12 protein-coding genes are annotated in these 17,592 nt (G+C 64.4%); 11 read left to right on the forward strand and 1 reads right to left on the reverse strand.

The genetic code is table 11. From position 1 onward, the window contains the following. Window positions 1-29 precede the first annotated feature (29 nt). The 4 genes from DID96_RS30170 (at window position 30) to DID96_RS30185 (ending at window position 6,675) form a co-directional block, all read left to right on the forward strand. On the forward strand, window positions 30-3,506 hold the full coding sequence (locus DID96_RS30170; protein WP_124602886.1) for an adenylate/guanylate cyclase domain-containing protein: 3,477 nt from the start codon (window positions 30-32) through the stop codon (window positions 3,504-3,506). Between the two features lie 142 nt (window positions 3,507-3,648). Further along, entirely contained in the window at window positions 3,649-4,698 is a 1,050-nt protein-coding gene (locus DID96_RS30175; RefSeq protein ID WP_124602887.1) for a patatin-like phospholipase family protein, read from the forward strand. A gap of 106 nt (window positions 4,699-4,804) precedes the next feature. Beyond that, window positions 4,805-5,416: a hypothetical protein gene (locus DID96_RS30180; RefSeq protein ID WP_124602888.1), complete on the forward strand. Its 612-nt coding sequence runs from the start codon at window positions 4,805-4,807 to the stop codon at window positions 5,414-5,416. Window positions 5,417-5,583: 167 nt separating this feature from the next. Further along, window positions 5,584-6,675, forward strand: coding sequence for a methyl-accepting chemotaxis protein (locus tag DID96_RS30185; protein ID WP_311767772.1), 1,092 nt, complete (start codon window positions 5,584-5,586; stop codon window positions 6,673-6,675). 48 nt (window positions 6,676-6,723) lie between these two features. On the opposite strand, the gene DID96_RS30190 is transcribed toward DID96_RS30185, so the two are convergent. Further along, window positions 6,724-7,662, reverse strand: a complete 939-nt coding sequence (locus DID96_RS30190) for a tyrosine-type recombinase/integrase (RefSeq protein ID WP_124602890.1) — start codon at window positions 7,660-7,662, stop codon at window positions 6,724-6,726. A 519-nt stretch (window positions 7,663-8,181) separates the two neighbouring features. On the opposite strand from DID96_RS30190, the gene DID96_RS30195 reads away from it, so the two are divergent. The 7 genes from DID96_RS30195 (at window position 8,182) to DID96_RS30225 (ending at window position 17,578) form a co-directional block, all read left to right on the forward strand. Next, on the forward strand, window positions 8,182-9,231 hold the full coding sequence (locus DID96_RS30195) for an ABC transporter substrate-binding protein (protein WP_260464050.1): 1,050 nt from the start codon (window positions 8,182-8,184) through the stop codon (window positions 9,229-9,231). Window positions 9,232-9,273: 42 nt separating this feature from the next. Then, window positions 9,274-10,167 carry a branched-chain amino acid ABC transporter permease gene (locus DID96_RS30200; protein ID WP_124602892.1) on the forward strand — a complete coding sequence of 298 codons (894 nt, stop codon included), beginning with the start codon at window positions 9,274-9,276 and terminating at the stop codon, window positions 10,165-10,167. Continuing rightward, window positions 10,160-11,047, forward strand: coding sequence for a branched-chain amino acid ABC transporter permease (locus DID96_RS30205; protein ID WP_185732410.1), 888 nt, complete (start codon window positions 10,160-10,162; stop codon window positions 11,045-11,047). Before DID96_RS30200 ends, DID96_RS30205 begins: the two co-directional genes overlap by 8 nt. Continuing rightward, window positions 11,044-11,835: an ABC transporter ATP-binding protein gene (locus DID96_RS30210; protein WP_124602894.1), complete on the forward strand. Its 792-nt coding sequence runs from the start codon at window positions 11,044-11,046 to the stop codon at window positions 11,833-11,835. The genes DID96_RS30205 and DID96_RS30210 overlap by 4 nt, the downstream gene beginning before the upstream one ends. Beyond that, window positions 11,832-12,551, forward strand: a complete 720-nt coding sequence (locus tag DID96_RS30215; protein WP_124602895.1) for an ABC transporter ATP-binding protein — start codon at window positions 11,832-11,834, stop codon at window positions 12,549-12,551. The genes DID96_RS30210 and DID96_RS30215 overlap by 4 nt, the downstream gene beginning before the upstream one ends. Before the next feature lie 74 nt (window positions 12,552-12,625). Continuing rightward, a complete protein-coding gene (locus DID96_RS30220) occupies window positions 12,626-13,945 on the forward strand; it encodes an FAD-binding oxidoreductase (RefSeq protein WP_124602896.1) in 1,320 nt (439 codons plus the stop codon). Window positions 13,946-14,110: 165 nt separating this feature from the next. After that, window positions 14,111-17,578, forward strand: a complete 3,468-nt coding sequence (locus tag DID96_RS30225; protein ID WP_260464047.1) for an indolepyruvate ferredoxin oxidoreductase family protein — start codon at window positions 14,111-14,113, stop codon at window positions 17,576-17,578. The last annotated feature ends 14 nt before the right edge of the window (window positions 17,579-17,592 follow it).

Below are 17,592 nucleotides of genomic sequence, written 5' to 3' on the forward strand. Positions count from 1 at the left end.
AAGCTGGCACCGGGCAAGGGAAGGAGCGTATGCGCTGCGCACATTGCGGATTCGACAATCCCGCCGGGGCTCGCTTCTGCGAGGCGTGCGGCACGATGCTGACGCGCGTCTGTCCGCGCTGCGGCCATGAGTCGGGCCCGACCGCGAAATTCTGCAGCGAATGCGGCGCGCAACTGGGCGAATCGCGCGACGTGCCGCACCCGCACACACACCAGCATTCACGGCCAGTGTCCGGGCCGCCGCCGGCGCCCATCCATTACACGCCGCAGCATCTCGCCGAGCGCATCCTCGCCGAGCATGCGGCGATGGAAGCGCGGGGCGAAACCGCCGGCGAGCGCAAGACCGTCACCGCTTTGTTCGCGGACATGGCCGGCTCCACCGCGCTGATCCACGATCTGGACCCGGAAGAGGCGCACCGCCTGATCGAGCCCGTGGTCGCGCTGATGATGGAGGCTGTCCACTACTACGAGGGCTACGTGGCGAAGTCGCTCGGCGACGGCATCCTCGCGCTGTTCGGCGCGCCGATCGCCCACGAGGACCACCCGCAGCGTGCGCTGTTCGCGGCACTGCGGATGCAGGACGCGATGCGTCGCCACGGCGACCGGATTCGTCTGGAAAAAGGCATCCCGCTGCAGATCCGCGTTGGCGTGCACACCGGCGAAGTCGTCGTGCGCTCGATCCGCACGGACGACCTGCACACCGACTACGATCCGGTCGGTCATACGATCCACATCGCGTCGCGGATGGAAGGGATCGCGACGCCGTCATCGATCCTCGTCAGCGAGTCGACGCACAAGCTGGCGGAAGGCTACTTCGAGTTCAAGGCGCTCGGGGCGACGCAGGTCAAGGGCATTCCCGAGCCGCTGTCGGTGTACGAGGTGCTGGGCCTCGGCGCGTTGCGCACGCGGCTGCAACTGTCCGCGCATCGCGGCCTCGCGCGGTTCGTCGGCCGCGACGCCGAACTGGAGCACCTGCACGGTGCGCTGGACGACGTGAAGGCGGGCCACGGGCGGGTGGTCGCGGTGGTCGGCGAGGCCGGAGTCGGCAAGTCGCGGCTGTTCCATGAATTCAAGGCGCGTTCGCAGCGCGGCTGTCTCGTGCTCGAAACCTTCTCGGTGTCGCACGGCAAGGCGTTCGCCTATCTGCCGCTGATCGAGCTGCTGAAGAACTATTTCCAGATCACCGCGCAGGACGACGAACGACACTGCCGCGAGAAAGTGATGGGCAAGGCGCTGACGCTCGAGCGCGGTTTCGAGGAGCTCGTGCCATACCTGCTGTATCTGCTCGGTGCGAGCGAACCCGGCTCGGTGCTTGCGGAAATGGATCCGCAAATCCGCCGCGAGCGCACGTTCGACGCGATCATCCAGTTGCTGACGCGCGAGAGCCGCGACCAGCCGATCGAGCTGCTGTTCGAGGATCTGCAATGGCTCGATCGCGAGACCGAGGCGTTCCTCGCGTGCCTGATCGACCGCGTGCCGGGCACGCGGATCCTGCTGCTCGTGAACTACCGGCCCGAGTATCTGGCTATCCGGGACGGCGTCGGGCATTGTTCGCGATTGCGGCTCGAACCGCTGGGCCCGGCCGAGGCGCAGAGCCTGCTCACTGCGCTGCTCGGCGACGACGCAGGTCTCGTGCCGCTCAAGACGCGCATCCTCGACATGACGGAAGGCAATCCGTTCTTCATGGAGGAAGTGGTGCAGACGCTCGTCGAGGAGCAGTCGCTGCTCGGCGAACCGGGCCGCTACCGGATCGTGCGGACGCCGGCCGCGCTGCATATTCCGACGACCGTGCAAGGCGTGCTGGCCGCCCGCATCGACCGGCTCGCGGTCGACGAAAAAGAGCTGCTGCAGACGCTCGCGGTGATCGGCAAGGAGTTTCCGTTCAGCCTGATCCGTCGCATTTGCGACCCGCAGGTCGCGCAGACCGAAGACGACCTGCGCCAACTGCTCGCCCGGCTCAACGCGGCGGAGTTCATCTACGAGCGGCCCGCGTTTCCGGAAGTCGAATATTCGTTCAAGCACGCGCTGACGCAGGAAGTCGCCGGCCATTCGCTGCTCACCGAGCGGCGCAGCGCGCTGCACGAGCGCACCGCGCAGGCGATCGAGGCGCTGTTCCCGATGCGGATCGCCGATTACTGCAGCGAGCTCGCGCATCACTACCGGCTGAGCGGCAACGTGTCGAAGGCGGTCGAGTATCTGTACCGTACCGGGCAACAGGCGCTGCAGCATTCCGCGCAGCCCGACGCGGTGCGCCACCTCGGCACCGCGCTGGAATTGCTCGAACGCTTGCCCGATACGCCCGAGCGCGCGCATCAGGAGCTGACGCTGCGGCTCGCGCTGGGGCCCGCGTTGATGGCCGTACGCGGCTATGGCGCGCCGGACGTCGAGGCGAACTACACGCGTGCGCTCGCGCTGTGCGAGCAGGCCGGCGAGACGTCGCAGCTCTTTCCGGTACTGATCGGATTGAGGACGTATTACCACCTGCGCGCGGAATACCGCACGGCGCGCGAACTGGGCGACCGGCTGCTGCGCATGGCGCGGCACGCGCACAAGCCGGGGCTGCTCCTGGAGGCCCATCTCGCGCTGTCGGCCAGCCTGTTCTTCGAAGGCGACCTCGGCATGGCTCGCGCACATCAGGAACGCGCGCTTGCGCTGCTCGACACGCAGCCGCGTCCGGAGCCGGTCGTGACCGTCGCGATCGATCCGGGTATCCGCGGCCTGAGCTTCCTCGCGTGGACCCTGTGGCACCAGGGCTACGCGGATCAGGCGAACCAGCGCAGCCAGGCCGTGCTCGCGCGCGCCCGGCAGACGCCGAATGCCCCGACGCTCGCATTGACGCTCGCCTACGCCGCGCAGTTTCATCAGCTCCGGCGCGAGGTCGCGTTGACCCGCGAGCGCGCCGACGTGCTGATGACGCTCGCGACCGAGCAGGGTCTGCCGTTCTGGTTCGGGTGGGGCGCGGTGCTTCACGGTTGGGCGTTGGGCGAGGAGGGCCGCGTCGACGCCGGTATCGCGCAAATACGCGCGGGCATCGACGGGTATCGCGCGACGGGCGCCGCGATGAGCTGCTCGTATTTCCTCGCGCTGCTCGCGGACAGCTACCGGAAGGCCGGTGATACGGCTGCGGGGCTGTGCGCGATCGACGACGGGATCGCGATGGCAGACCGGTCCGGAGAGCGCTGTTACGAGGCCGAACTGCACCGGCTCAAGGCGGCGCTGCTGCTCGGCATGCAGGATGACGGCATCGCCGTCGGCGAACCGCGCCGCGCGGACGAGGCCGAAGGCTGCCTGCACAAGGCGATCGAAATCGCGCGCGAACAGGGCGCCCGTTCGTTCGAGCTGCGTGCGGTGCGGGACCTTGCCCGGTTGCGCCTGAGCCAGGGGGAAACCGCCGACGCAAGGAAGATGCTGTCCGACGTCTATGCCGGTTTTGCGGAGGGCTTCGATACGGCGGACCTGCAGGAAGTCAGCGCATTGCTCGAGTCATGGTCGGCCACCGGCGGGTGAACGAGCGGCGCCGCAACGTGCATCGACGTGTCGTCGGCATGCGTGTGAGCGCAGGCGAACGCCACGCTAACGAAGGAATGCCGTCTGTCGACGGCGCTCCTTTTCTCCCCGACATCAATGGCGGGGTTTCTCGGAGCATCCGATGACCACGAAGAACACCAACCACCCGGATGGCGAAGAACCGAAGCCTGTCGCGCTGGCGCTGCAGGGCGGCGGGATGCATGGCGCGTTCACATGGGGCGTGCTGGACCGCCTGCTCGAGGACGGCCGGCTCGCGATCGAAGGTGTGAGCGCCACCAGCGCGGGTGCAATGAATGCAACCGTGCTGGCTTACGGGCTGATGCTGGGCGGCGCGTCGGGCGCACGCGATGCGCTGCACGACTTCTGGCACGCGATCGCGGCGTCGGCCGAGCAATACAATCCGCTGCGCTGGACGCCCTGGCTCAAAGGGACGCACAGCTTCGGGCTCGATCATTCGCCGCTGTATGCGTTCGCCGACATGGTGCTGCGCCTCTTCTCGCCGTACCAGTTCAATCCGCACAACCTGAATCCGCTGCGCGAAGTGCTGGAGCGTCACGTCGACTTCGACGCGCTGCGCAAGCAATGCCCGATCCATCTCTACCTGAGCGCGACCAATGTCGAGACGGGGAAGATCCGGATCTTCACGGGCGAGGACGTGTGCGCGGAAGCCGTGCTGGCGTCGGCCTGCGTGCCGACCCTGTTCCAGGCGATCACGATCGACGGCCAGCACTACTGGGACGGCGGCTACATGGGCAATCCGGCGATTTACCCGCTGATCTACCACTGCAAGACGCAGGATGTCGTGATCGTCCACATCAATCCGCTCGTTCGACCCGGCGTGCCGAGAACGGCGTCCGACATCCTGAACCGCATCAACGAGATCAGCTTCAACTCGTCGTTGATGCGCGAGATGCGCGCGATCGCGTTCGTGACCGAGCTGATCCAGCAGGGCAAGGTCAAGCGCGACGAGATGAAGGAAATGCTGATCCATTCGATCCGGTCCGACGAGGAGATGTGCGCGCTCAGCGTGTCCAGCAAGTACAACGCGGACTGGGACTTCCTGTGCAGCCTGCGCGACAGCGGGCGGCGCGAGGCCGAAGCGTGGCTCGCGGAGAACTACCGGAACATCGGACAGCGGTCGAGCATCGACATTCGCAAGGAGTTCTTTTGAGCGCCGTCGCGGGACGGCGGTGCGCGCCCGGCGCCGCGACGGGCGCGCGTGGGAACGGGGCGACGCTGCGCGGCAGTGCAGGTCGGGACGACGGAAAGAGGCGACGATGAACCAGACGCAAGCGCGCTTCATCGCACTGTGGTCACGCAGCGGCGGCCGTGACGCCGAAGCCGTGTTTGCCGACCTCGTGCGCTGCTATGGCGAAGCGACGCGCCACTACCACACGCTGCGTCATATCCGCCGCTGTCTGCGCGACTTCGACTGGGCGCGCGGTGCGATCCCGCATCCCGATGCGGTGGAGCTCGCGTTGTGGTGTCACGACGTGATCTACCGGCCCGGCGCGCGCGACAACGAGGAGCGTAGCGCCGACTGGTTCGTGCAGCGGGCGGACGGGCAGATTGCAGCGGGCGCGCGCATTCACGACATGATCCTCGCGACCCGGCACCGGAGCGTGCCGACCGAAGCGGACGACCGCTTCGCCGTCGACATCGACCTCGCGGTGCTCGGTGCGCCCCGCAGCCGCTTTCACGAGGACGGCGTGCGGTTGCGGGCCGAGCGCCCGGATCTCGACGATCGCGCATACGACGCGCAGGTTCGCGCGATTCTCGGCGAGCTGCTTGCGCGTCCGCGCATCTATTACACCGATCTGTTCCATGACCGCTGCGAAGCGCGGGCGCGCCGCAATCTGTCGTGGCGGCTCAGCTTGCCGTCGCGTTGACGCACGCGTAGACCGCGCGGAGCCGGACGCGGCAGTCGGCAAACCGCGCAGGGCTTGCCACCATCGTGGTGCATCGCCGGTGCAACCAGTGTGCATGCACGGACGAACGGCGGGCAGTCGGCCACGATACGTGCGTTTTCACATGCTGGAGCAGGCCCGGAACTTGCATTCCTCTCGCGGCGAAACGCCACGCACATCACAACGACAGAGACCAACACATGGCCAATCCACAAGCAATCGTCGACCTGACCCACGCAGTGAAGAAGCTGGCCACCGGCAAGATCGGCGACATCAACGACATCAATCGCGAGACGACTTTCCTCGCGTTGAATGCCCTGATCGAGGCCGCCCGCGCAGGCGATGCCGGCAAAGGCTTCGCGGTGGTCGCGAACCAGGTGAAGCACGTATCGAAACGCATTGGCGACATCACCGACGGGCTCAACAAGGAACTCGCGGGGGCGCTGACACGCCTGACCGAACTCGGCGATAGCATGATCGAGCGGATGCGTTCGCACGAAGGTCAGCGCTGCGCCGATCTTGCGCTGAACATGATCGACATCATCGACCGCAATCTGTACGAGCGCTCGTGCGATGTTCGCTGGTGGGCGACCGATTCGGCGGTCGTCGACTGCGTGATGCACGAGAGCCCGGCGGCGAGTGCGCATGCATCGGCGCGGCTGTCGGTGATTCTCGACAGCTACACGGTCTACAAGGATCTGTGGGTCGTGAATGCCGACGGCATCGTGGTCGCGAGCGGGCGCGACGCGACCTGTCCGGTGCGGGGGCGCGACGTGCGCGACGCGCACTGGTTCACGGCCGCATTGAAGACGCGCTCCGGGGCCGACTACGTGGCGTCCGACATCGAGACGCTGCCATGGCTAAGTCATGCGCAGGTCGCGACGTATTCGACCGCCATCCGTGCGGGCGGACAGGCGCATGGCAGCGTGCTCGGCGCGCTCGTCATCTTCTTCGACTGGGCGCCCCAGGCGGCGGCAGTCGTCGGCGGCGTGCGGCTGAGCGACGACGAATGGGCGCGAACCCGCTGCATGATCGTCGACGCGTCGTCACGCGTGATCGCGAGTTCGGACGGCAAGGGGCTGCTGCAGGAGCAGTTTCGCCTGCACACCGACGGCAAGCCGGCGGGCTTCTATCGGATGCACAACGGCACGATGGTGTCGTTCGCGGCGACGCCCGGTTATGAGACGTACAAGGGGCTCGGCTGGTACGGCGTGATTTGCCAGCAGCCGCCGAACCGGTAGGCGCAGGCGCCGTGCTGCCACGCGTATCGTTTCCGAAGCGCACTGCAATCAACGCAAACGATCGGCATCGCGTGCGTCGATGTCCCGTGGAAGCGTTTGCTGAATGCGAACGACGGTCCGGGACGTGACGAGGCCGAGCATCGCGTTCACGTCCGCGTGGCTGCGGCCCGCGAGCAACTGGCGGCGCGCATACGTGTTGCGCAGCACACGCGGACTCATGTCCGGCGCGTCGAAGCCGATCGCGGTCAGCGCATCGCGAACGACGAGCAGCAGGAACATGTCGTTCATCGCCTGCCCGCTGCGCGGTGCCGGAAACAGCAGCGCTGACGCCGGCTCGCCGGCGCCCCGCGCGCGCCAGGCTTCGAGCGGCCTGCGTGCGAAGCGCTCGAGCGCGATCTGGCGTTCGGGCCGCGCGCCATGCTGCGGCACGTACAGCGTCGGATGACCGGCGTCGAGATCGAGCGCGCCGATCGTCGTCGTCCGGATTTCCCGGGACGTGATGCCGCTGCCGAGCAGCAGCGCGACGATCGCGTGATTCCTGCATTCGACCGGGCCGTCGCCGGATCGCGGCCGGACGTACGCCTGCAGCGCGTTGTCCGCATCGGGCGGCAGGCAGACCGGTTCCGGTTCGCCGTCCGGCCATGCGACGTAGCGTGCCATCCGTTCGGCCGGATTCGCTTCGCGCAGCCCGACGGACACCAGTTGCCTGCTGATGCGATCGATCAGCTTCGCGTAGCGTGCACGGGTCGAGCTGTCCGGCGCACAGGTGCGGTCGAGATCCGCGAGAAACCCTTCGACGTGCTCGGGGCCGAACGTCGCCGGCGTCACGCCGCGCGCGAGCAGATAGCGCAGGAAACGGTCGAACATCGCCACGTGCTGCACGATCGAGCGGGGCGCAAAGGGCCGCCGGTCCGCACCGGTCGCCTCCGTTTCCTGCCATGCGCGAAAGGCGCTGGCGGGGTCGCGAATCCACAGATCCTTGTCCATCGCGGTTTTATATACGGAATGCCGTGTGCACGGCAACAGGCGAATCGGCGACTTGGCGGGCCGCGGAAGGCAAGCGTCGGGCCGTATGTTGTGCGAGGTGCGTCGGAGCTGCGGCATCACGGTACAGGACCCATGCGAGATCGGGGAAAACTAGAATACAAAAGTGTCGACACTATGATAGCCTGAAAGCATCGATCCACTTCGCTCCTGCACGTCAAGCCTGACCGGATCACCCGATCGCCCGACTGCACGCTTGGCGCGACATGATGGTCTCGACCATGCTCGCCGGATAGATAACCGTGGTTTGCCGGCAGCAACCGCCTCCAGCAGACTGCTGCGCGGGACGGAAGCGATGCATGGCCGCGTCGATACCTGTCCAGGTCCCGAGAACTTTATTGACACAAATTTTTTTGCGCTAATGTGTCGACACTTGTGTAGTTTATAACTCTCCGATCAAGGGGTGCCATCATGAAGTTTGCGAAAGTGCTGTACAGCAGTGTTGCCGCGACTGTCTTGTTGATGTCGGCCGGCGCGTCGGTTGCTCAGACCGTATCCTTGGGCGCCGTACTCCCGCTCAGCGGCGCCAGCGCATCGGTTGGCGACGACCAGCGGCGAGGTATCGAACTCGCCGTCGAGCAGGTCAATGCCCGCAATGGCGTTCTCGGGCGGAAGCTGCAGGTCATGGTGGAAGATTCGGGTGGCGTCGCCGCGACCGCGCTTGGCGCCGCGCGCAAGCTGGTCTCCGTCAACAAGGTGCCAGTCGTGATCGGGGAGTTTTCGTCAGGAATCACCATTCCGGTCGCCGAGTATGTGGTCCAGCAGGGTGACGTGCACATCAACATCGGTTCGTCGAGCCCTCAGGTCCGGAAGATCGGCGAGGGGTCGTTCAGCGTAATCGGCCTGGATGATCTGTCGGCCCGCTTTGCCGCGACGGATGTGTTTTCTCAGAACCTCAAGGAAGTCGCCTTCATCGCACCCAACAACTCGTACGGGCAGGGTGTCGCATCCGAATTCAGGACGCGCTTCGAGGCCCTTGGCGGCAAGGTGTCGTCGCTCGTGCTGTATAGCGAAGGACAGTCGACGTATCGCCGTGAGCTTCAGCAGATAGGCCGGTCCCGGCCGCAAGCTTACGTCTACAGCGCTTACGGACAGGAAGCGGCGACCATCAACCGCGAGGCCTATGAACTCGGGCTCAACAAGACGAAGTGGTACGGCATCTACCTGACGATGTGTACCAGCGATACGGTGCCGCAAGCCGCAAAGGGGCAGGAGGGGCTCGAGGTCGCGTCGATCGGCCAGGGCGGAAAATCGTACGAAGACGCATACCGTCAAAAGTACAAGGAAGCCCCGAAGTCGTCGTTCGGCAGCTATGCCTATGACGGCGTCATGGTCACGGTTGCCGCGATCAACAAGGCCGGGTCGGCCGATCCCGCGAAAATTCGCGCGGCCATGCATGCACTCGGTTCCTATAGCGGCGCGACCGGCACGATCTCGTTCGACGCGGGTGGCCAGCGTCAGGACCAGCCCTACGACAAGGTCAAGTTCGACACGAAGGTCGTTGCCCGATAAGCCCTGCCGCGCTTCTGCGCGGCAGGCTCCAGGAGAACTGCCATGCTGCAATTTCTCGTCGACGTGCTGATCCGGACGTCCGACATCATGCTCGTAGCGGTCGGTCTGAGCGTCGTCTATTCGCTCGTCAGGTTTCCCAATGTCGCTCACGTCCAGTACGCGATGCTGGGCGCCTTTGCGACGCTGGGTTTCACAAAGGTCGGCCTCCCTTTCACGCTCGCCCTGGTCGGCTCCTGCATCGGCACCGGGCTGCTTGCGGTGGCGCTGAATGCGCTGGTGTTCAAACGGCTGCTTCGCTCGGGCAGTTCGATCGCGATGATCGGCTCGCTCGCGATTTCGATGATCCTGATCGCGTCGATTCTGGGTGTGGCGGGCTCTCGGCCGTGGCGGTATGCGTCGACCCTGTCGAGCCCGTTGCAGGTCGGCTCCACGACGATCTCGGTCGACCAGATCACGTCGATTGCGTGCGGGGCCGGCTGCGTTGTGCTGCTCGCGATCCTGCTGTTCCGGACAGGTGTAGGCAGATCGATGCGTGCGATGTCGTCGAATCCCGCTCTGGCCGCGGCAACCGGTGTCGATGGCGCCCGCGTGGTCAACGGAATCACGTTCTTGAGCGGCGTGCTGGCTGCGCTGGGCGGGACGATGCTGGGTCTGACAGAGACGGTGCACGTCGGCCTTGGGAGCAATCTGCTCCTGCCCGTATTCGCCGCGGCGATACTCGGCGGGCTCGGCAATCCGCTAGGAGCGGCGGCTGGCGCACTCTTGATCTCGATCGCCGAAACGCTCGTGACGAACCTGGATTTCGGCTGGATGTTCGGCACGTCGGATGTGTATGTCCCCGTCACGTACATCAGTGCTGCATCGTTCCTCATCCTGCTCGTCGCGCTGCTGCTCAAGCCGTATGGCATTTTCGACCGGGAGGTCCGCCGTGTATAGCTTCGTTCTGCATGTCGCTACCCTGAGCTGCATATACGCACTTCTCGCGCTCGGCTTGAACCTCCAGGCCGGTTTCGCGGGCTTGCTCAACTTCGGATTCGTCGCGTTTGCAGGCGTGGGAGCATACGCTTCGGCAATCATGTCGTCGCTTGGATATCCGGCGCCGGTTGGACTCGTGCTTGGTGTCGCAGTTGCCATGGCCGTCGGATTCGTGATGGCCAACCTGGGCCGCAATCTTGCGTCGGATTATTGGGCAATCGCAACACTTGCGGTGGCCGAATTGATCCGGACGGTTGCATTGAACGAAAACTGGCTGACCGGGGGCGCGCAGGGGATCAGCGGCGTACGCCCCATCATCCCGACGCGTTCCGGAGCGGAAAACGATCTTGCGTTCCTCCTGCTTGCACTCGTATTGACCGTGATCGCCTGCTTCGCATGTCATCGCCTGTCGCGCGGACGATTCGGGCGGGCAATCCGGCTGATGCGCGAGGAGCCTGAATTGGCGACGAGCCTCGGATATCGGCTGGTTCCGCTCAAGGTCAAGGCGACGATGACCAGCGCCGCCGTTGCGTCGATCGGGGGTTCTCTGCTGGCTCATTACATGAGCTTCGTGGGGCCGGACTATATGCTCGCGTCCGAGACGTTCGTCGTCTGGACCATGGTCATGATCGGAGGGCTCGGAAACAACCTCGGTGTCGTGCTTGGCGCGTTCGTTGTGGAAGCAATCTACGGCGCCGTGCCGTTTGTGAAAGATCACCTCGACATCAGTAGCGATATCGCCGGTGCAGTGAGGCTTGGCACGATTGGATGCGTGCTTCTGGCATGCCTGCTGCTGCGTCCTGGTGGCATTGTTCCTGAACGAATCCGGAGCCCGCAATGAGCACGATCCTCCGTTTGCATGATGTCAACAAGTCGTTCGGGGGCAATCACGTGCTCACCGGTCTGAGTCTTCAAGTACGAACCGGCGAGATCGTCGGCCTGCTGGGGCCGAACGGATGTGGCAAGAGCACGGTACTCAATGCGATTACCGGTTATTGTGCGATCGAACGAGGCGTGATTGAAATCAATGGCGCGGCCGTCAACGGACTGCCTCCCGACAAGATCGCCAGGAAAGGCGTCCGTCGCACGTTTCAGCTTCCGTCGATGCCCACCCGGATGACGGTGAAGGAGACCGTCATGGCCGCATCGATTCGTCGTCACGGATTGATGAGTACGCTGGCTGGATTCGGTGCGACTCGAAGGATCGAATGCGAGACGCGAGATCGCGCAGTGCGCCTTCTGGACGAACTGCTCCTGACCAAAGTGGCCCATTTGCCTGCAGCATCGATTTCGGGTGGACAGAAGAAGCTGCTCGGCATTGCCTGTGCGCTGATGGAGCAGCCGGCACTGCTTCTGCTGGACGAGCCAATGGCCGGCGTACATCCGAACTTGCGGGCGGAACTGGTCACGACGCTCAAGCGGATCAACGGGCAGGGCATTACGTTGGTCATCATCGAGCACGACATGCACTTCATTGCGCAAACCTGCAGCCGGTGCGTCGTGCTGGACAAAGGGAAGACGGTTGCGGATTGTCTGCCCACGGAGCTGGAAAGCCACGAGGGCGTCGTCGAGGCCTATCTCGGCAAGAGGAGCCCCTTGAACCGTCACGCAGCGGGAGCCGCAGCATGATCTCGGTCAGACACGTAGTGGCGGGATACTCGCGTGACGTCGACATACTCCGCGGCATCTCGATTGGCGCGAAGCAGCCAGAGATCGTGACCATCCTTGGCCCGAACGGTTGCGGGAAGTCCACGCTCCTGAAGACCATCGCAGGGTACCTGCTGCCGAGACAGGGATCGATCTCGCTGGACGATATCGACATCGGACAAGTGCCGGTGTTCAGGAAGATTCGTCAACATGAGATCGGATTCGTGCCGCAAACCGAGAACGTGTTCGGCGCGCTGTCTGTCTGGGAAAACCTCGCGCTCGGCGGCCAGTTCATGTCCGAGCAGGATCGAACGGACAGGCTCGACCAGCTGTACGCCATGTATCCCGTTCTCAGACGAAAATCGGCTGCGCGTGCATCGAGTCTGTCGGGCGGCGAGCGACAACTTCTGTCACTGGCCCGTGCGCTAATGCCCCGCCCGCGATTTCTGCTGCTTGACGAGCCTTCCGCCGGGCTCTCGCCGAAGATGCTGTCGGAAGTGTTCGACGCGATTGTCGAACTACGCGATACAGAGCATGTCGGGGTGCTGATGGTGGAGCAGAACGCGACGGAAGCGCTTCGCATCTCGGATCGCGCCTATGTCCTGTCGATGGGGCAAGTAGCGCTCGAAGGCAATGCCGCCGATCTGTTGGCGAGCGACGAGATGCGAAAGCTCTACCTGGGCGGGCGCACCCATTGAAGCGGTACTTGCATGGCCGTTGCGCGGAAACAGGCAATAGCGGCCTCCGATTCGCTCGATTCCCGGACCTTATCATGCGTGATGCAAATCGCGATCCCGGTCGCCTCCCGCCGTCGTTATGGGCGGCGACATCGGCGCCGGCCCTGCCGACAACGCGGCTCCCGGCCGGCACGACCTTCGTGGATCTGCTCGTGATCGGAGCTGGCTTCACGGGTGTCAGCGCCGCGCTGCACGCAGCGCAACGCGGCGCACGAGTGGTCGTACTCGAGGCGGCCGAGACAGGCTGGGGGGCTTCCGGCCGCAACAACGGACAGGTGATTCCGGCGATGACGCGCGCCGATCCTGATGCGATCGTCGCGGAATACGGTTCGGACAAGGGAGAATCGCTCGTCTCGATCATCGGCACGTCTGCGGATGCCGTGTTCGATCTCGTGCGGCGACACCGAATCGACTGCGCCGCCGTGCAGTCGGGCTGGATCCAGCCCGCGCATCGCGAGAGTCGCATCAAGCTCGTGCAGGCACGCGTCGACCAATGGAAGCGGCGTGGAATCGACGTCGAGATGCTCGACCGGGATCGCACTGCTGAGCTGACCGGATCGTCGTTCTGGTGCGGTGGCTGGCAGAACCCGACCGGTGGGCACCTGAATCCGCTGGCGTTGGTTCGCGGGCTGGCGCAAGCCGCGCACGCCGCCGGCGCCAGCCTCCATTCACAGACGCCCGTGTCGTCCCTGGTTCGGGAGGGGAGCCATTGGGTGGCAGCGCATGGCGGTGCCCGCGTGCATGCGCGCAGCGTGTTGATCGCCACCCACAGCTACACAGGGCGAACGACGCGCGCTCCATGGCCCGGTATCAGTCACGCGCTTCTCCCGATGAGGTCGTACCAGATCGCGACACAGCCGTTGCCCGATGCGCTGCGTGCCACCATTTTGCCTTTCGACCATGCGATGTCTGATACGCAGTCCGATCTTCATTTCGCGCGCTTCGACCGGGACGGTCGGCTCGTCAGCGGCGGAGCGCTCGTCGTGCCGACTGGATATGAACGTCGACTGCCAGTGCGGATCGGTGCCCGGCTGCGGCGCATGTATCCACAGCTGAACGATTTTCCACTTCGCTTCGAGCATTTATGGCATGGCGATTTCGCGATTACGCCGGACCGGATGCCGCGCTTCGTGCGGCTCGACGACGGTCTCTATACCTGGTTCGGCTGCAACGGGCGTGGCGTCGCATTATCGACGGTTGCGGGGCGTGAGCTTGCCGAAGTCGCGTTGACCGGGGATGAGAATCGATCACCGCTGCCGTTCTCGACGCTCCGGACAATTTCCGCGCATGCATTCGTCAAGCGGCTTGCAATCGGCGCGATGCTCTATTACCGATGGCGCGACCGGCGAGATTAGGTAGGTCCGGCTGCCATTCCGCCGAATGGCAGAGGTGTCGTGGGAATCAGCGAGCCTGCCGGTGACGCTCGCGAGGCAGCAGAACCTTCGCAGGAGAGATGGATGGATTATTCAATGACCCGAGTACCGCTTTCGGTCGAATCGACGTTGCCGCGCGGCGTGGCAATGCGTAAAGTTTCCCTCGACGACAAGTACGTGCTCGACACTGGCCGGATTTTTCTCACCGGCGTCCAGGCGCTCGTCCGACTCCCGCTGATGCAGCGTCGCCGCGACGAGGCGAGCGGACTCCACACCGCGGGCTACATCTCCGGCTATCGCGGATCGCCTCTTGGCACGTATGACGCGGAACTCGGCAAGGCGAAGCAATTGCTTGCCGGCGCCAACGTGCTGTTCGTGCCTGGCGTGAACGAGGATCTGGCCGCGACCGCCGTTTGGGGGACGCAGCAGGCCGAGGTCGGCGGTGAAGGCAAATACGACGGCGTGTTTGCGGTCTGGTACGGTAAAGGCCCGGGCGTTGACAGGAGCGGCGATGCGTTTCGGCACGCGAACCTGGCCGGCAGTTCGAAGCACGGCGGCGTTCTCGTCTTGATGGGCGACGACCACACCTGTGAATCGTCGACGACCTGCCACCAGTCCGAGTTCGCACTGGTCGACGCATCGATCCCGATCCTCAGCCCGAGCGGCGTGCAGGAGATTCTCGACTACGGTCTGTACGGCTGGGCGTTGTCGCGCTTTTCGGGATGCTGGGTCGGTCTGAAGTGCGTGAAGGACACGGCAGATGCTTCTGCTGCCATTGAAGTGGATCCGGCGCGCGTGAAGGTGGTCCTGCCCGATGATGTGGCGATGCCGCCAGGCGGATTGAACCTGCGGCAACCGGATACACCGCAGGAGCAGGAATATCGGCTGCACAACTACAAGCTGGATGCGGTGCGCGCTTTCGTCCGCGCGAACCGGCTCGACAAGATGGTGCTTGGCAATGCGAATCGTCGCATCGGCATTGTCACCCATGGCAAGAGCCATCTCGACGTGCTTCAGGCCATCGACGACCTGAACGTCACTGACGCAGAACTGGAGTCGATGGGCGTCGCAATCTACAAGGTCGCATGTACCTGGCCGCTCGAACCGCAAGGGCTGCGCGAATTCGCCAGCGGGCTGGATCTGCTGGTGGTGGTGGAGGAAAAGCGCAGCCTGCTCGAGTCGCAGATCAAGGACATCCTCTATCACGTGCCGAACGCGCCCGTGGTGATCGGCAAGCTCGACGAGCAGGGAAAAAAGCTGTTTCCGGTGGAGATGTCGCTCAACTCGGTGCAGATCGCCATCGCGCTCGGGCAGCGCATCGCGCATCTCGACCGCGGCAGCAGGCTCGCCGAGCGTGTGACGTTTCTGACCGAGTTGAGCGAGGTCGCATTTGCTCCCGAGGCGATGCAGCGCAGCTTCTATTTCTGCAGCGGATGTCCGCACAATTCCTCGACGGTGATCCCGCCGGGCAGCAAGGCGTATGCGGGCATCGGCTGCAGCTGGATGGCGCAAACGATGGACCGCAATACGCTTGGCTATACGCAGATGGGCGCGGAAGGCATGGCCTGGGTGGGCGAGGCGCCGTTTTCCAGGCGAGCGCACATGTTCCAGAACATGGGCGACGGCACGTACTTCCACTCGGGGCTACTTGCCGTTCGGGCCGCGCTTGCCGCAAAGACGAACATCACCTTCAAGATTCTCTATAACGACGCGGTTGCAATGACGGGTGGGCAGCGTCACGACGGTCAGTTGAGTCCGATGACGATCACCACTCAGGTGCATGCCGAAGGCGTTCGCCGCATCGCGGTCGTCGCCGACGATCCGTCGAAGTATCCGGCAGACGCCGGATGGGCGCCCGGCGTGACCATTCATCACCGATCGGAACTGCAGAAGGTTCAGGACGTGTTGCGTGGCGTCCCGGGCGTGAGCGTGCTCGTCTACGATCAGACTTGTGCGGCCGAAAAGCGCCGGCGCCGCAAGCGCAAGCAGTTCCCGGATCCCGCAAAGCATCTGGTGATCAACGATCTCGTGTGCGAAGGGTGCGGCGATTGCGGCGTGAAATCAAATTGTGTGTCGCTGGTGCCGCTCGAGACCGAGTTCGGGCGCAAGCGAGAGATCGATCAGTCCGCGTGCAACAAGGATTACTCGTGCAACAACGGCTTTTGTCCGAGTTTTGTCACCGTGCATGGCGGAAATCCGAGGAAATCGGCCACGATCCGACCTGACGCGGCGCTTTTTCCGGCACTGACCGAGCCGGAACTGCCGTCGCTTGAAACGGGCGTATTTTCGATGATCGTCACCGGTGTCGGCGGCACCGGCGTCGTGACGATCGGCGCGATTCTCGGCATGGCCGCGCATCTCGAAGGCAAGGGGTGCGGCATCCTCGATATGGCCGGCCTTGCGCAGAAAGGCGGCTCGGTGTGGTCCCATCTGCGATTCGGCAAGAACCCGGCCGCGATCAAGGCGATCCGAATCGCTGCCGGCGGCGCCGATGTCGTTCTCGGGTGCGACATGGTCGTGGCCGCCAGCCGCAAGACGCTCGCGACAACCCGCAAGGGCGCGACTCGCATGCTGGTCAATACGCACGAGGTCATGACGGGCGAATTCACACGCCATCCGGATCTCGCGTTCCCGGCTTCAGACCTGCGCAGCGCCATTGTCGACGCTGTCGGCGAGCATCACGCCGAGTTCGTCGACTCGACGAAGTATGCGCTCAGCCTGTTCGGCGACACGATTGCCGGGAACATGTTCATGCTGGGTTACGCGTATCAGCGCGGCCTGATCCCGATCGGAGCCGATGCGATCCATGCCGCGATCGAACTCAACGGGGCGGCGGTCGCATTGAACCAGGAGGCGTTTCTGTGGGGACGTCGAACCGCGTTGTCGCCGAGTGCGGCGCAGAAGGCGCTTATCGCGGCGAAGCCGCTGCGGGAGTCGCTGCGCATTTCCGTGACCGTCGACGAGATGATCGAGCGGCGCGCCGTGTTTCTCACCGCCTACCAGAACGCCGCTTATGCGCAACGCTATCGTTCACTGGTGGCGAGGATCCGCGAATGGGAGCGCCGCATCTCGCACAACGAGGATGCGGTCACCCGAGCAGTCGCGAGTGCCTACTTCAGGCTGCTTGCCTACAAGGACGAATACGAAGTAGCGCGACTGCATTCGTCGCCCGAGTTCGTCGAGAGCCTGCGGCAGCGGTTCGACGGCGATTTCCGGATCGCATTCAACCTCGCGCCACCGCTGCTGTCGGGCAAGGACGAACTGACCGGCGAGCCGCGAAAGAAGGAGTATGGCGCGTGGATTCTTCCGGTTTTCAGGACGCTCGCGAAGCTGAAATTCCTTCGTGGAACGCCTTTCGATGTATTCGGCCACACGGCGGAACGCAAGATGGAGCGCGGCCTGATCGCACGCTATGAGCAGACCGTCGACGCGATCATTCGTCACGGGAACGCCCGGAAACTGCAGGCGGCGCTGCGTGCCGCGTCGATTGCGGAAAAGATCCGTGGATACGGACATGTGAAGGAGCGGAACTTCGAAGCGGTGGACGCCGAATGGCGCGCCGCCGTGGAGCAGCTTTCACATCCGGTGATCATCGAGTTGAAGCAGGTCGCGTAAGCGTGGCAGCGCGC

Origin of the sequence: Burkholderia sp. Bp8963 (genome assembly GCF_003854275.1) — a bacterium.
Taxonomy (GTDB): Bacteria; Pseudomonadota; Gammaproteobacteria; order Burkholderiales; family Burkholderiaceae; genus Burkholderia.

Excerpts from the sequence above, each read along its gene's own strand:
- DID96_RS30225 (WP_260464047.1), top strand. The coding sequence starts at position 14,111 with ATGCGTAAAGTTTCCCTCGACGACAAGTACGTGCTCGACACTGGCCGG.
- DID96_RS30190 (WP_124602890.1), bottom strand. The coding sequence starts at position 7,662 with ATGGACAAGGATCTGTGGATTCGCGACCCCGCCAGCGCCTTTCGCGCA.
- DID96_RS30210 (WP_124602894.1), top strand. The coding sequence starts at position 11,044 with ATGAGCACGATCCTCCGTTTGCATGATGTCAACAAGTCGTTCGGGGGC.
- DID96_RS30220 (WP_124602896.1), top strand. The coding sequence starts at position 12,626 with ATGCGTGATGCAAATCGCGATCCCGGTCGCCTCCCGCCGTCGTTATGG.
- DID96_RS30180 (WP_124602888.1), top strand. The coding sequence starts at position 4,805 with ATGAACCAGACGCAAGCGCGCTTCATCGCACTGTGGTCACGCAGCGGC.
- DID96_RS30195 (WP_260464050.1), top strand. The coding sequence starts at position 8,182 with ATGTCGGCCGGCGCGTCGGTTGCTCAGACCGTATCCTTGGGCGCCGTA.
- DID96_RS30175 (WP_124602887.1), top strand. The coding sequence starts at position 3,649 with ATGACCACGAAGAACACCAACCACCCGGATGGCGAAGAACCGAAGCCT.
- DID96_RS30200 (WP_124602892.1), top strand. The coding sequence starts at position 9,274 with ATGCTGCAATTTCTCGTCGACGTGCTGATCCGGACGTCCGACATCATG.
- DID96_RS30170 (WP_124602886.1), top strand. The coding sequence starts at position 30 with ATGCGCTGCGCACATTGCGGATTCGACAATCCCGCCGGGGCTCGCTTC.
- DID96_RS30215 (WP_124602895.1), top strand. The coding sequence starts at position 11,832 with ATGATCTCGGTCAGACACGTAGTGGCGGGATACTCGCGTGACGTCGAC.